Annotated in this window: 14 protein-coding genes; all 14 read right to left on the bottom strand. The window is 55.0% G+C overall.

What is annotated here, in order from left to right:
• Positions 1–22: 22 nt before the first annotated feature.
• The gene (gene miaA, locus ACWNMW_RS06655) at positions 23–1,033 is read right to left on the bottom strand and encodes a tRNA (adenosine(37)-N6)-dimethylallyltransferase MiaA (protein WP_449490416.1); all 1,011 of its coding nucleotides are present in this window, start codon (positions 1,031–1,033) and stop codon (positions 23–25) included.
• Positions 1,033–2,565, bottom strand: a complete 1,533-nt coding sequence (gene miaB / locus ACWNMW_RS06650; RefSeq protein ID WP_448750623.1) for a tRNA (N6-isopentenyl adenosine(37)-C2)-methylthiotransferase MiaB — start codon at positions 2,563–2,565, stop codon at positions 1,033–1,035. The genes miaA and miaB overlap by 1 nt, the downstream gene beginning before the upstream one ends.
• A gap of 11 nt (positions 2,566–2,576) precedes the next feature.
• On the bottom strand, positions 2,577–3,077 hold the full coding sequence (locus tag ACWNMW_RS06645) for a CinA family protein (protein ID WP_034501634.1): 501 nt from the start codon (positions 3,075–3,077) through the stop codon (positions 2,577–2,579).
• On the bottom strand, positions 3,067–3,666 hold the full coding sequence (locus tag ACWNMW_RS06640; RefSeq protein ID WP_449490415.1) for a regulatory protein RecX: 600 nt from the start codon (positions 3,664–3,666) through the stop codon (positions 3,067–3,069). Before ACWNMW_RS06640 ends, ACWNMW_RS06645 begins: the two co-directional genes overlap by 11 nt.
• Positions 3,667–3,669: 3 nt before the next feature.
• Entirely contained in the window at positions 3,670–4,761 is a 1,092-nt protein-coding gene (gene recA, locus ACWNMW_RS06635; protein WP_034501694.1) for a recombinase RecA, read from the bottom strand.
• Between the two features lie 203 nt (positions 4,762–4,964).
• The gene (locus ACWNMW_RS06630; RefSeq protein ID WP_034501636.1) at positions 4,965–5,213 is read right to left on the bottom strand and encodes a DUF3046 domain-containing protein; all 249 of its coding nucleotides are present in this window, start codon (positions 5,211–5,213) and stop codon (positions 4,965–4,967) included.
• Positions 5,210–5,530 (bottom strand): helix-turn-helix domain-containing protein, encoded by a 321-nt coding sequence (locus ACWNMW_RS06625; protein ID WP_299064108.1) that lies wholly within the window; start codon positions 5,528–5,530, stop codon positions 5,210–5,212. The genes ACWNMW_RS06630 and ACWNMW_RS06625 overlap by 4 nt, the downstream gene beginning before the upstream one ends.
• Before the next feature lie 189 nt (positions 5,531–5,719).
• Complete coding sequence (gene pgsA, locus ACWNMW_RS06620) at positions 5,720–6,373, bottom strand: CDP-diacylglycerol--glycerol-3-phosphate 3-phosphatidyltransferase (protein ID WP_449490414.1); 654 nt, start codon at positions 6,371–6,373, stop codon at positions 5,720–5,722.
• Between the two features lie 19 nt (positions 6,374–6,392).
• Complete coding sequence (locus ACWNMW_RS06615) at positions 6,393–9,077, bottom strand: DNA translocase FtsK (protein ID WP_314213065.1); 2,685 nt, start codon at positions 9,075–9,077, stop codon at positions 6,393–6,395.
• A 63-nt stretch (positions 9,078–9,140) separates the two neighbouring features.
• The gene (locus ACWNMW_RS06610; protein ID WP_034501638.1) at positions 9,141–10,079 is read right to left on the bottom strand and encodes a PfkB family carbohydrate kinase; all 939 of its coding nucleotides are present in this window, start codon (positions 10,077–10,079) and stop codon (positions 9,141–9,143) included.
• A gap of 51 nt (positions 10,080–10,130) precedes the next feature.
• Positions 10,131–11,822, bottom strand: a complete 1,692-nt coding sequence (locus ACWNMW_RS06605) for a ribonuclease J (RefSeq protein ID WP_034501639.1) — start codon at positions 11,820–11,822, stop codon at positions 10,131–10,133.
• Positions 11,823–11,871: 49 nt separating this feature from the next.
• Positions 11,872–12,429, bottom strand: a complete 558-nt coding sequence (locus ACWNMW_RS06600; protein ID WP_449490413.1) for an N-acetyltransferase family protein — start codon at positions 12,427–12,429, stop codon at positions 11,872–11,874.
• Positions 12,426–13,760: a M16 family metallopeptidase gene (locus ACWNMW_RS06595; RefSeq protein WP_449490412.1), complete on the bottom strand. Its 1,335-nt coding sequence runs from the start codon at positions 13,758–13,760 to the stop codon at positions 12,426–12,428. The genes ACWNMW_RS06600 and ACWNMW_RS06595 overlap by 4 nt, the downstream gene beginning before the upstream one ends.
• Entirely contained in the window at positions 13,757–14,365 is a 609-nt protein-coding gene (locus ACWNMW_RS06590) for a hypothetical protein (protein WP_449490411.1), read from the bottom strand. Before ACWNMW_RS06590 ends, ACWNMW_RS06595 begins: the two co-directional genes overlap by 4 nt.
• Between the last annotated feature and the right edge of the window lie 27 nt (positions 14,366–14,392).

The following is a 14,392-nucleotide window of genomic DNA, read 5'->3' as shown; positions in this document are numbered from 1 at the left end:
AGTCGCCTTCTTGAACTACGGCCTATGCGATATCAAAAAGAGAGCAGGAGCGAAGGACGGTTTCTCGCGCAAGGCTGAGCGCGGCCTCGGCAGACATGGAAGTGTCACGCGAGGAACGATCAATCCACACAATGCGCGGGTCGCGACGCAACCACTTGATCTGCCTGCGCGCAAGCTGTCTGGTGGCTAGGGCAACAGAGTCAATCGCCTGCTCAGTTGTGAGTTCTCCATCAATAACCGCGAGCGCTTGGGCATAGCCAGTTGCTTTTGCGGCAGTTTTTGCTGCCCTCAAACCTTGCTTGTCCAGTTCTCGTGTTTCCTCGACAAGCCCCTGCTCAAACATCACCTGTGTACGCAGCCAAATCCGTTGATCAAGTTCTTCAAGCGGCCAGCGTAGAGCAATCATGACCGCCGGCGCAGCATACACATACTGAGGCATCGACGAGGAGAAGGGCTTTCCAGTCAGCTCGATCACTTCAAGTGCGCGGATGATCCGCCGAGCGTTATGCGCATCGATACGTGAGGCAGAAAGAGGGTCCAGTTCTTCGAGGCGTGCAAAGAGCTGCTCCACTCCCCCAGGACTTCGTGATTCTTCCTCGAGCCTGCTACGCAGCTCCATATCGGTACCGGGGAAATCTAAATGGTCTAAAAGAGCACGCTGGTATAGTCCAGAACCACCTGCAACAACAGCCAGATTTGAACGCGCGTGAATCTGCGCAATGTCTGCTCGTGCATATTTTTGATATGCGGCAACAGAGGCCTCGTCACTGATATCAAGGACATCGATCTGATGATGAGGAATTCCTCGACGTTCGTTGAGCGGAGTTTTAGCCGTGCCGATATCCATTCCGCGATACAGCTGAAGCGCGTCGGCTGATACGAGTTCGCTTTGCTTGGCCCCCATCTCCTGCGGGAGTAGTTGCGCAAGGTCTAGCGCAAGATCGCTCTTTCCCGAGGCCGTCGGTCCGACGAGCGCAACAATTAAGTTGCGCTCTGCTCCAAGCCGTGCAGTTGGGGTTTCGCGGTCGATCATTACGCCCCTGAGGAACCGACGCGGATCCGCGGAATTCCCAAAGAAATCTTTGAGTCTTCCTCATGGGCTTGACGCGCCTGCCAAGCATCGCCTGCGCGTGTACGACGCAATTCAAAGAGCCCGCCCTCTTCTAAGGCAGAGTCGGCAATGAGGTGGTGGGGAGCGCCATAAGTGACGCGCGCGCGGAGCATATCCCCGGGACGAGGGCGATCGGCTTCACTCATACCAAGAGGAAGAGCGACGTGGACCAAACGATTGTCGCGCGCGCGACCAGAAATGCGGTGTGTGCTGCCGTCCTTTCGACCTTCGCCCGCGGCGACAAGGACTTCGACTTCCTGTCCAGCCAGAGCCGCATTGTCTTCTGCGCAAATACGCTCTTGGAGCGCAAGGAGGCGCTTGTATCTTTCGAGTGCGATGTCTTGGGGCACTTGATCGTCACGGTCAGCAGCTGGAGTTCCGGGGCGCGGCGAGTAGAGGAATGTAAAGGCTGAGGTGAAGCGAGCTTCTTCAACGACTTCCAGAGTCTGTTGGAAGTCTTCCTCTGTTTCACCGGGGAATCCGACAATGATGTCAGTTGTAATGGCAGCGTCTGGGATTGCTGCACGTACGCGTGACAGAATGCCCATGAAACGTTCACGACGGTAGGAACGCCGCATCTGTCGCAAGATTGCATCCGAGCCTGATTGAAGGGGCATGTGTAAGGAGGGCATGACCGTCGGGGTCTGTGCCATCGCTTCGATGACGTCGTCGGTAAAAGCTGCGGGATGCGGACTGGTGAAGCGCACACGCTCGAGGCCCTCGATCTGTCCCACTGCCCGCAAGAGGTCAGAGAAGGCACCTCGTTGTCCGAAGCTCACGCCATAAGAATTGACGTTTTGCCCCAAGAGAGTGACTTCGATCGCGCCTTCATCAACGACGGCCTGGACTTCTTCGAGAATCTCACCGGGACGGCGGTCTCTTTCTTTTCCTCGCAGATGGGGAACGATGCAGAAGGTGCAGGTGTTATTGCAACCAACTGAAATCGATACCCACGCCGCGTACGCGCTTTCACGATGAGTAGGAAGCGTTGAGGGGAAGACCTTCAGCGACTCTTCAATTTCTACTGCGGCCTGGCGGTTGTGCTCGGCTCGGCGCAATAGAGCGGGGAGCACATCGATATTGTGAGTGCCGAAAACCGCATCAACCCAGGGTGCCTTCTCGATGATGCCATCACGCATTTGCTGAGCAAGGCATCCTCCGACAGCAATCTGCATTCCAGGACGTTCGCGCTTGACTGCTGCTAATTGTCCAAGATTGCCGAAAAGCCGTGTGGCGGCATTTTCACGAACGGAGCAGGTGTTAATGACGATAACGTCCGCGCCCATGTCTCCCGCATCTGTTGCTCGCGCAGCTGCGGCGGGTACGCGTTCGACGGGAACCAGACCTGCCTTCTCTAAAAGCCCTGAAATACGTTCAGAGTCGTGCTCATTCATCTGGCACCCAAGGGTGCGCACCGCATAGGTCCGCGGGAAGTCCATCATTTCAACACTCATCGTCGGAAATTCTAACGTGCCGAGGCCAAAAGTTCCGTCTTGAGGAGATCGCTGAGAAGAGCAAGTGCGCCACACACTGCACCCGCTCGCACCTGATCGCGCTCCCCCGACAGATTCAGCTGCCGTGAAGTACTTCCTCCGTTCCATGCGCAAGCAACGAAAACAGTACCGGCCGGGTGCCCGTCCGAGGGCCCGGGACCGGCAACTCCAGTCGTTGAGAGTGCAAAATCTGAATCCATGAGTGAGCGAACCCCCATGGCCATCTGCTTCGCTACTTCCGGGTCAACCGGCCCGGTAGCTGCTAACCTCCGCTCACTTACTCCCAACACTGAGTGCTTCGTATCCGTTGCATAGGTGCATACTCCCCCGCGAAATACGTGAGAGGCACCCGGTACTTCCACAAATGCAGCCGCAAGCAAGCCACCCGTAAGGGATTCAGCGACGGCGATAGTTTTCTTGTGTGCCTCAAGCAAATTAATCAGTTCCGCGCACGATACTTCTTCACAGCTCATCGCAGTCCTCACTTTCAAGCAGTTCGTCAATGACGCGAATACACACTTGAGGTGCGTACCCTTTTCGAGCGAGTATCGAAAAAAGTCGCCGACGAATCACCTGTCGATCATGCATTGTCAGTGAGCGCATCTTCTTTTCTGCCAACGCATGCGCCCGTGAATACTCTTCGTCAGCATCAATTTCTGAGAGTACTTGGGCAATGATCTGCGAGGAAAGTCCCTTACGGGAAAGATCCATCTTGAGTGCAGATCCAGTTTTTCCTCCGGCTTCAAAACGTCCCCGAGCAAAAGCGCGAGCAAAGGCAAGGTCGTCGACAAGACCAAGCTCTGCCAAGCGTTCGATGACCTCGCGTGCGGTCTCAGAGGAAAACCCCCGCGAAGTCATCGCGCTTTCGAGCTCGTGTTGTGAGCGAGCGCGCACATCGAGTTGACGCAGCGCGACTTCTTTTGCGGCGTCAAATGCTGCCTTACCTTCTAGGGCAGCATTGCGTTCACGCATAAGAGCCTGTCGCTGGGCGGGGCTACGAGTGCGTTCACGCGGACGTGCGTCTTCCTCAGATGTTGTTTCCGGGTCGTAGTAGCGGACCATTGACTAGAAGCCGGCGTCCTCGATCGAGGAATCCATTTCAACAGCAGCGGCGTCATCTTGAGGCTGATCCTGAAGTCCAATTCCTAGAGAGACGAGGATCTTCTGTTCAATTTCATCTGCAAGCTCAGGATTATCGGACAAGAACTGGCGTACGTTTTCCTTGCCCTGCCCGAGCTGGTCATCCCCGTAGGTGAACCATGAACCGGATTTACGAATAATTCCAGTTTCGACGCCCATATCAATGATGGAGCCTTCTCGTGAAATGCCCTTGCCGTAGACAATGTCGAACTCAGCCTGCTTGAAAGGCGGAGCCATCTTGTTCTTAACGATCTTTGCACGTGTCCGGTTACCAACCGGCGCGCCTGCTTCCTTGAGCGTCTCAATCCTACGTACGTCGATACGGACCGAGGCGTAGAACTTCAGTGCCTTACCACCGGTTGTTGTTTCCGGGTTGCCAAAGAAAACGCCGATCTTTTCACGCAGCTGGTTGATAAAAATGGCAGTCGTTCCCGTGGCCGAAAGGGCACCGGTAATCTTACGCAGAGCCTGGCTCATCAAACGAGCCTGCAAGCCAACGTGCGAATCCCCCATTTCGCCTTCAATTTCAGCTTTGGGAACAAGAGCTGCAACGGAGTCAATGACGATGATGTCGATGCCTCCGGAACGGATGAGCATGTCTGCAATTTCAAGAGCTTGCTCGCCGGTGTCAGGCTGAGAGACAAGAAGATTATCTGTATCGACACCAAGGGCACGCGCGTAGACCGGGTCCAGTGCATGTTCAGCATCGATAAAAGCTGCGTTACCTCCAGCCTTTTGTGCACTGGCAACAGCGTGCAAGGCGACAGTGGTCTTACCAGAGGATTCTGGACCGTAGATTTCGATGACTCGACCACGTGGCAAACCGCCAATTCCCAGCGCAACATCCAGCGCTAGAGAACCGGTAGGAATCACCTGAACTGGCGGACGCGAGTCGTCTCCCAGTCGCATGACGGACCCTTTACCAAACTGTTTGTCAATTTGCGACAGGGCAAGTTCCAAAGCCTTATTGCGATCCCCATTAGCTGATGATGAGGAGCCCTTACGCGGCGCTGCCATGGTGGTACCTTTCGTCGAAGCCTCTCCGGCCATTACTGTCTCCTGGTCTATGTAGCAGATCCCCTCTCCGAGGACTACTCAGTGAAGTTATGCTCGACCACTGGCATTTGCGAACAGTTTTCTTCTTCTGTGGAAAACTTGCCCACATTTCACTGCTTCCACAGAATAAATGGAACAGATGTTCGACGCACGCCGACACGCCATTAACGACGAATCGCTCGACGCAGCTTTTCGCGATCTTTCGAATTCATTCGATGCACCCAGCGCACAGCCTCGTCGCTGCCACTCTCACGCACAAGCTCCCCCCACACCTCGTCCGGGGAAATTCCCTGCTCCAGCGCCTCGACACAGGTCGCACGTAGCGCGGGCAGATATAGGTCTGCCGTCAACGAGCGCCCAAGAGTTGCCCCAAAGACCTCGTCGACGGCATCCCAAAACTCTGACAGTGTCACGAGATCAAAGCCACCGGAAGCAAATCATCGGGCACAGTATCGGGAACAACAGTTCCATCAAGGATCGCCATGCGCTCTGAGACCTCGCGGAGGATGTACCACAAAGGAACGCCGAGAGCTACGCTAATTGCTTCAAGAAGCTCCGAAGACGCTTCCTTCTGACCACGCTCAACTTCAGAGAGATAGCCCAAAGACACCTGCGCATCCGAGGAGACCTCACGAAGGGTACGTCCCTGCTTGCGACGGATTTCGCGCAGCACATCACCAATTTCTGTGCGCAAGAGAGGCGCAACCGGTGCTGTCTGAGAAAGTGTCATAGATTGACGATAGCCCGTCTGGGCAACCTTATGCATCATCGATTCATTCAATGGACGCGCAGACATTGGCACAGTGTTCTTCTGCTTCTTCATCATGTCCATCCTAACGTCATCCCATCGTGTTGTATTCCCACCATACACGACAAAAATCAAAGTTGCGCCAATGGCACTCAACTTTGGAACCGAAGCTCAGTTCTCCTGTTCAGCATCCTGAACCGGGGTCTCCTCACTATCGCGAGCCAGACGCATCCCCTCGCGGACGTAGGCAACACCAGACCACAAAGTCGCAGCAAGAGCTGCTCCAGCGACACACAGCGCAGTCATCAGACCAAACGAGGCCCACGGCTTATTTGCCAGGTTAAGCGCCAAGAAGTAGTCCCATGGGATCAGGAGCAAGAAAATAGCCAACACCTGAAGGAAGGTCTTGATCTTCCCTGATTGCGAAGCCGCAACAACAATTCCGCGCTTCAAGAAGAAGGCACGCATGACCGTAATTCCAAGCTCACGAATTGCGACCAGAATTGTGAACCACCAGGGCAAAACTCCCTGAATACTCAAGATGACAAAAGCGCTCAGAGTCAAGGCTTTATCCGCAATGGGATCCGCGACGCGGCCAAAATCCGTCACGAGGCCGTAGGCGCGGGCAATCTTTCCATCAAGCTGGTCAGTACCTGCGGCAACACAAAAGACCACAAGCGCCCACCACTGCGCACTCCACAGATCCTGAAACTTGAGGTAGATAAAAATCGGTACCAGGATCAAACGCAAAACAGTAAGTGCATTCGGCACATTGATCGCAGAGACCTTCGCATGGCGCTCGACACGCGACACGTGAGTACCCACGATTTTGCCCCTTTGCTGTCTATCGTCCTGTCAGTTGCCAGGCGTCTTCGTTGTCTTCAGGCTCTTCGTCAACCCAGTCAGTCCTCCCACCGAAGTCGTGTCCGGTGTATGGATCCGAAGGAGACGTACCCCCATCGTACTCGTCCTGAGGCCCGTTAGACGACTGTTCAGTAAAAGTCTGCGTGACTTCTTCTTGAACAGCAGGGGTTTGCGAAGGGGGTTCGGGAGAGGTTTCGCCACGCAGCATCGCTAGAACTTCAGGAAGTTGCTCTGGAGAAACAAGGACCTGCCGCGCTTTCGATCCCTCGGAAGGACCAACAATTTCACGCGATTCCAGCAAGTCCATGAGGCGACCTGCTCGCGCAAAACCAACACGAAGCTTTCGTTGAAGCATCGACGTCGACCCGAGCTGCGTAGAAATTACGAGTTCTGCTGCTGCAAGAAGATCATCAAGATCGTCGCCAATATCCTCAGCGACCTTCGCGGTCTTTGCAGGAGCGAGAACGTCAGGCCTGTACTGAGCCTGCATTTGTTCCTTGACGTGAGAGACAACGGCATGAATCTCAGATTCGGTCACCCACGCGCCCTGGACACGCATAGGTTTGCTCGCTCCCGAAGGCAGGTAAAGAGCATCGCCCTGACCGATCAGCTTTTCTGCACCCGGCTGGTCCAAAATCACTCGAGAGTCGGCTAGCGAAGAAGTCGCAAAGGCCAAGCGGGAGGGAACATTCGCCTTAATCAAACCGGTCACAACGTCAACTGAGGGACGCTGGGTTGCCAAAACCAAGTGGATACCAGCAGCACGCGCCAACTGGGTAATGCGTTGAACCGAAGCTTCCACGTCTCGAGGAGCAACCATCATCAAATCGGCGAGCTCATCGACGACAACAAGCAGATAGGGATAGGGGCGCAGCTCGCGGTTCAATCCCGGCAACGCCTTAACTTGACCGGCAGAGACAGCCTTATTGAAATCGTCAATATGCTTGAAACCGTAGGTCGCAAGGTCGTCGTAGCGCGCGTCCATCTCCTTAACGACCCATTCCAGCGCTTCCGCTGCCTTCTTCGGGTCAGTAATGATCGGAGAAATCAGGTGCGGAATCCCCTCATAAATCGTCAATTCCACGCGCTTGGGATCAACAAGGATCATTCGAACTTGCTGAGGGGTCGCACGCATCATGATCGAGGTGATCATTGAATTGACGAAGGAGGACTTACCGGAACCGGTCTGGCCGGCGACCAAGAGGTGCGGGGTCTTCGCCAAGTTGGTGACAACATAGCCACCTTCAACGTCTTTACCAACACCAACAACCAGAGGGTGCTGGTTACGCTGCGCCGCTCCAGAGCGCAGGACGTCGCCAAGAGCAACGGTTTCGCGGTCAGAGTTCGGAATCTCAATACCGATCGCTGATTTTCCAGGAATCGGCGCCAGAATACGCACATCGGCCGAAGCGACGGCATAGGCAATATTCTTTGAAAGATTTGTCAGGCGATCAACCTTCACGCCCGGACCAAGCGTAACTTCATAGCGAGTGACTGTCGGGCCTCGAGAAAAGCCCGTAACCTGCGCATCCACGTTAAATTCGGCAAAAACCTGACGCAGAGACTGAACGACCTGATCATTGACTGCCGAACGAGTCTTGTGCGGAGCGCCTCGAACCAAAAGTTCACTCGAGGGCAAGGTATAGGACAGCGTTTCATCCAGCTCTGCCTGGAATCCTCCGGCGGGTTCTTCCGTGTGCGCAGGAGGTTCAGGATCAGAGTGTTCTTCAATGTTCTCGGTGACAGAGAGCGCGGGAACCTGCATAGCTTCCGTCGGCGCATCCATTGGTGCAGGCGTTGCCTTCTCCGCAGTCCCCTCCTGTGCCGAGGCCGATGGCATGAGCCTAGTACGCTGGGCATCCACGCGCTTGGGTGATTCCTCCTCGGTAGAGGGCTCAACCGCACGGCGAAACTCCTCGTCCCCATCGTAGGAATCGAGGAAGGGGTCATCTCCGGCAGCCAGAGAACGGCGCGCATCTTCACGCGCGCGAGCGATCGGATCAGCTTCTTCTTCCGGCTTTGTTTTCTTTGAGAGGCGGTTGATAAGATCTCGGATCAGCCCAGGGACCTGGGCAACTTGAGTCCGCGTCGCAAGCAAAATTGAGTAGGCAAAGAGCAGCAGAAGAATCGCTGCAGCTCCCCATGACGAGAGCATTAAAACCAGCGGGCGGGCAATGAACCATCCGAGGATTCCACCAGCCGTTTCAATGGACTGCGCAGAATCAAACGCGGGGTTTCCCTTACTGACATGGACAAGTCCCGTGAGGGAAAAAACGATCCCAAGGCAGCCCGCAACCCGGTGAGGAAGAGCCGAGTTACCCGCGCGCACTCGAACGAGTTCGACGGAAAAGGCAACAAGAATAATCGGCAGCACGACGGAGAAAATGCCGACGAATCCAGCGGCCGCATGATGGATAAAATCACCGGCTTGCCCCGAGATGCCAAACCACTCGCGTAAAGCGACAAGAACAGCAGCGGCCATCACAACGAAAGCCAAGGCATCGCGTTTCACCTGTGCATCGGTTGCGCGCCACGCGCGAATCATTGCAAGACAGCCTCGACCAATGCCGGAAAAGATACGAGCAAGAAGCCCTGGAGTCGCAGTGGGCTTCCCGGATCGCGAAGAAGATTTCGGAGATGCTGAAGATGGGGATTTTCGTGCCATGGTAGAAAAACGCTACCGCCGGAGAGGCGCGAAACCCTGAAGGCACGCCGAAATCCAGCGTTCCTAATGCGTCACATCACCGTGTTTCATCACTGCATGAATCTGTTCCCAAGTGGGAACAGGAAGTGCTGATTCGTGCGAGATGGTAATTGCCGCAGCTGCGTTAGCCATTCGCGCTGCTTCAACAGGATCATGACCAAGGAGCAATGCTGCACACATTGTTGCAATGTGTGTGTCTCCGACCCCCGCGGTATCGACCGTATTCGATTCGTAAGCCGGCAAGCTGATTTTTTCGCCGGTTTCCTTTAAAAAGACCTCACATCCCATGACGCCGAGGCGACGGACGATGACAGCGTCCTCCCGTGTAGCATCTTGCAGACTCAGTCCGGGTTCATAGCCACCAAGAATGTCCGATAGAGTTCCTGCCTCGCGAATATTGCGCGAAACGATATCCGCGCGCCTCAGGATGCGCAACCATACTGAAGCGGGGACCTGAGCGACGGAGGGCGAGGCAGAGACCAGAACTGTGATTCCCTTTGGAAGATTTTCTGCCCAGCCAACAAGAACTTCAGCGCTCGTTTCACTAACTAGGTCAGAACCCGAAATGTGCACGAGATCCCCATCATGGAGATCTAACTGGTCGAGAGACTCGCGAGAAGGCTCTGATTCAACGCCTGTCGTCACGATTGAGGTCATCGAACCATCGTCCTCAATCAGCTGAATCGCAACTCCGATATCACCGACAAGCTCGGGAATCAGGATCTTGACTCCGGCCTCGGCAAGAAGCTGACGGACCATGAAGGAATTCGGCCCCGTCCCCAGCGGAGACGCAGTTGCGGTGGGAACCCCAAGCTTCGCTGCTGCACACAAAGTAGTAAATCCGCCGGCAGGAAGAGAGGTTGCCGCCGCTGCATGGATGGAACCGCCTCGCTCGGGCAATTTGGAAATGCGCATTGGAAGTGAGAGAACAACCGAATACGTCGAGATAAAACGACCGCTCATAGTTCTACCCTACCTTTACTTCCAGATTGTCTGAGCTCGTTCGCACGAAATCTACTGTTCAACAACAACCGGGACAATCATGGGACGACGGCGCAGGTGACGACCAACCCAACGTCCAATGACCCGGCGCATTGCCTGTTGCAGAATATGCGGATCGACATTTCCACCAGCAGCCGCTTCTTCTAGGGCCGCCGTCACATCGGGAAGAATCTCGTCGAATACCGAGGAGTCTTCGGCCATACCGATCGCGCGAATCGTCGGCGATGCCAAAACCATCCCAGATTCACGCTCAACAACGGCATACACGCTGACGAAGCCTTCAGATCCCAGGGTACGACGAGTCGCCAATTCGTCTTCGGAAATCTCTCCAATGGAAGAACCATCAACGTAGATGTACTCGCAGGGAACTGCACCAACCACCTGGGCATGGCCATCACACAGATCAACAACAACGCCGTCTTCTGCAAGAACAACATTCTCGGGTTTCACACCGGTGAGAACAGCCAATTGGCCATTGGCAACAAGGTGACGGATTTCCCCGTGAATAGGCATGACGTTTGCAGGCTGAACGATGTTGTAGCAGTAGATCAATTCGCCGGCAGCAGCGTGACCGGACACGTGAACCTTCGCATTGGCCTGGTGAACAACCTTTGCGCCCAAGCGAGTCAAGTCATTGATCACCCGGTACACAGAGTTTTCATTCCCGGGAATCAGCGACGAGGCAAAAATGACAGTATCGCCGGGATCCACACTGACAAAGCGGTGTGAACCTTGAGAGATCCGCGAAAGTGCGGCCATCGGTTCGCCCTGCGAACCGGTTGCCATAAATACACGTTGGTTTGCAGGCAGAAGAGAAATCTCGTTGGAATCGACGATCAAGCCATCGGGAATGGCTAGGTAGCCTTTTTCCTGAGCAATGCGCATATTGCGTTCCATCGAACGTCCAACAAGAGCAACGCGACGCCCGTGGCGAGCGGCTGCATTGAAGACCTGCTGCACGCGGTGAACGTGAGAAGCGAAGGATGCGACGACAATCTGCCCCGTGGCCTCGGCAAAAACCTGATCGAGAACAGGACCGATCTCGCGCTCAGGGGTAACGAAGCCCGGAACTTCTGCATTGGTCGAGTCCACCATGAACAGATCGACGCCTTCTTCGCCGAAGCGGGCGAAAGAACGCAAATCTGTAAGGCGATGATCAAGGGGAAGCTGGTCCATCTTGAAATCGCCGGTGATGAGGACTTTTCCAGCGGGAGTGCGTACGAAAAGCGCAAGAGCATCGGGAATCGAGTGCGTGACGGCGACGAATTCGCAGTCGAAAGGACCGATCGCCTGACGATCCCCTTCGGCGACTACACGCAGGTTATCGGCGGAAAGACGATGCTCGCGAAGTTTTGGTTCAACGAAAGCAAGAGTCAAATCTGAACCGTAAATCGGAATATCTTCACGCAACTTGAGCAGATAGGGAACCGCACCGATGTGGTCTTCGTGACCGTGAGTGAGCACCATACCAACGATGTCATCCAAACGATCTTCAAGCCAAGAGAAATCAGGCAAAATCAGATCGACACCGGGCTGGGATTCTTCGGGGAAAAGCACGCCACAATCAACAACGAGGAGTTTGCCATCGAACTCCAAAACGTTCATGTTTCGACCGACTTCTCCCAAGCCACCCAAGGGGACAATCCGGAGGCTTCCCTTTTCCAAGGGGGCAGGTTCGGGCAAGTTGTCGTACAGAGGCATCATGCAATAAGTGTGCCACGTCTAGACTTTCACGGCCCACTCGGAACACAAGCTAGGAGCGAAGTGCCCACCACAAGTGCTCATCACGCCGGACCTGAAGCGCCTCATCAAACATGAACGAGCGCTTCAGTCCCGCTGGTAGAAAACCACTTCCCTGAAGGAAACGGAGCATCAGCGTATCTTCGGGTGCCAGCCACATTCGAAGGGAAGCGGGTTGGAGAGTATCAACAATTGCTGCGAGCAAACGCGATCCATGTCCGCTTCGACGGAAACTGCGATGAACATAGAGCGTTGTCACCTCTACTCCAGCAGGAATTTCCTTAGCCTGCCCAAGCTCAAGAGACTGAACCGGCGCAGAGATGATCGAGATCAAACCAACGGGACTTTCCCCTTCGAGGGCAACGAAAGTGTGTCCTGAATCCGCGTTCTTTCCCTGCGTGGAAAGGGTACGTTCCCACAGCTCGCGAGTACTTCCCAGCACGTGGCCTCGAAGCGGATGGTCAAGAGGGAGGGAACACGCGTTAAAGATCTCTGTGAAAGATTCTTGCGCAAGGGCAGCAATCGCGTTCACGTCGCTCAGGCGCGCAGGACGAACACTTCGCTTCGTCACTGACGCTCCCCCGGCAAGACCTCGGCGGTGAAGACACTTCGCCCAGCGAGTTCTTCCGCTAGCGCGCGAACGTCCTCAGCTTGAACTCTTTCAATACGAGCAAGAGCAGCATCAACAGTGAAATACCGGCCGTTAAGCTCGGAACGTCCCAGTCGTGACATTCGTGAGAGCGTATCTTCCAAGCCCAGAGCCATTCCACCTCGAAGTTGCCCGCGCACGCGAATGAGTTCTTCCTCGCTAGGCCCGTAAATTGCGAGTTTCTCCAACTCTCCAAGCATGAGTTTTTCAACTTCAGTAATTCGTTCAGGTGAAGTCCCCGCATACATTCCCCATGCACCCGCGTTCGAATAGGCGGAATCAAATGCATAGGTCGAATAGGCAAGACCACGCTTCTCACGAATCTCTTGGAAGAGACGGGAGGACATTGAACCGCCCAAAATCGATAGTAAAACCGACATGACGGGACGGCGATCATCTCCGGCACGCATGGATGGCCCGCCGACGATGACATGTGCTTGTTCAATATGACGGTAGCGAGTCACGCGTTCGGGCTGATATTCATCGCTGTTCGTCATCTGCGTTGAACGTCGCGGCCTGGGGCTTTGAGCGCATGAAAGTTCTTCCGACCAAGCACCACTAAGAGAGCGACAAACCTTCTCAACGATTTCGTCGTGATTGATATCCCCCGCTGCAGCAATGATCAAAGACGAAGGGGCATAGACGCGTCGATAGTAGTCCCAGACGTCGTCCCGTTTGACACTTCTAATGGTCTCTTGGCTTCCCCCCACGGGCCTCCCCAGTGAGTTGTCGCCAAAAACTGCCAGTTGGTATGCCTCGTGAACAACCTCGGGAGGGTTGTCCTCTGACATCGCGAGCTCGTCCAAAATGACGCCGCGCTCGGTTTCAAATTCCTCGGGATCAATGAGCGATCCTGAGATCATGTCACCGAGAACATCAATGGCCATCGCCGTGTCATCACTGAGGACTCGAGCCCAGTAGTTTGTATGTTCTTTCCCGGTTTCAGCGTTTGATTCGCCCCCGACGGCGTCAAATGCCTGTGCGATATCAAAAGCGCTGCGCCGAGCTGTGCCCTTAAAGAGAAGATGTTCAAGAAAGTGCGTTGAACCTGCGCTGTCTTGATCTTCGTCGCGAGACCCCGCGCCGACCCACCAGCTCAGTGCAAGAGAACGTGTCGCCGGGATCTTTTGGGTGATAACGCGTAGTCCATTGTCGAGAACGCTTCGAGTCACCGTCGATCCCGAGTCCTCCCATTGCTGCGCGCCATCGCCGGTCGATTCCAGCGGGAGCACCCGGAATTCATCGTTGGTCATGAACGTTCCTTTTTCTCTTCTGACGAGGCCGCTTCGGCGTCTGCGCGAGCGGTTGGCTTTTGCGTGGAACTAGTTGATGGAACAGGAGGGACGGCGGATGAGGTGCGCACGGTTGGGGCCGAGGCCTCAGCGGAGGAAGGCTTCGCGGCAGAAGACGACCTCTTCAGCGCGGCTTGGTTCAAAGCGTGTGCGTCTTCAGCGGTCTGCGGGATGCCACCGGTAAGGCCCACGATCAACAGGACCAGGGAGATAATCGCTTGGATTGCGAAATAGCATGCCATCCAGCGCAGTCCGACTTCCATTCCTTGGAAGGAAGAGACCATTGCGGTGAGGTAGCAAAATCCCCCAGCCACAGCGCTCAGGAAGAGCGCCCACGCGTAGAAACGACGTGCGGAAGTCTTTGTGATCATGCGAGCGAGCGCCGCGATCATACACGTTGCAAGTGCGGGTACAGCAACAATGATGAGTGCACTCAAGGACACTGAAGCAATCTTTCCCGGTTCTGAACGATCAAAACCCGAAAAGGTTCCGACAATGAGCCACGCCAGCACATCAAAGATCAGCAGTACTCCACATACGATCGTGTCCGTCAGGCGTCGCAGCATTTCTCCTCCTAGGGTCGCCTGATGACC

The organism is Actinomyces sp. Marseille-QA0893, assembly GCF_976954355.1.
The sequence above is the reverse complement of the archived record's forward strand: the minus strand, read 5'-3'. Positions and strand labels throughout refer to the sequence as shown.

Excerpts from the sequence above, each read along its gene's own strand:
- ACWNMW_RS06590 (WP_449490411.1), bottom strand. The coding sequence starts at position 14,365 with ATGCTGCGACGCCTGACGGACACGATCGTATGTGGAGTACTGCTGATC.
- ACWNMW_RS06595 (WP_449490412.1), bottom strand. The coding sequence starts at position 13,760 with ATGACCAACGATGAATTCCGGGTGCTCCCGCTGGAATCGACCGGCGAT.
- recA (WP_034501694.1), bottom strand. The coding sequence starts at position 4,761 with ATGGCAGCGCCGCGTAAGGGCTCCTCATCATCAGCTAATGGGGATCGC.
- ACWNMW_RS06615 (WP_314213065.1), bottom strand. The coding sequence starts at position 9,077 with ATGGCACGAAAATCCCCATCTTCAGCATCTCCGAAATCTTCTTCGCGA.
- miaB (WP_448750623.1), bottom strand. The coding sequence starts at position 2,565 with ATGAGTGTTGAAATGATGGACTTCCCGCGGACCTATGCGGTGCGCACC.
- ACWNMW_RS06610 (WP_034501638.1), bottom strand. The coding sequence starts at position 10,079 with ATGAGCGGTCGTTTTATCTCGACGTATTCGGTTGTTCTCTCACTTCCA.
- ACWNMW_RS06640 (WP_449490415.1), bottom strand. The coding sequence starts at position 3,666 with ATGGTCCGCTACTACGACCCGGAAACAACATCTGAGGAAGACGCACGT.
- miaA (WP_449490416.1), bottom strand. The coding sequence starts at position 1,033 with ATGATCGACCGCGAAACCCCAACTGCACGGCTTGGAGCAGAGCGCAAC.
- ACWNMW_RS06605 (WP_034501639.1), bottom strand. The coding sequence starts at position 11,822 with ATGATGCCTCTGTACGACAACTTGCCCGAACCTGCCCCCTTGGAAAAG.
- ACWNMW_RS06625 (WP_299064108.1), bottom strand. The coding sequence starts at position 5,530 with ATGACACTTTCTCAGACAGCACCGGTTGCGCCTCTCTTGCGCACAGAA.
- ACWNMW_RS06645 (WP_034501634.1), bottom strand. The coding sequence starts at position 3,077 with ATGAGCTGTGAAGAAGTATCGTGCGCGGAACTGATTAATTTGCTTGAG.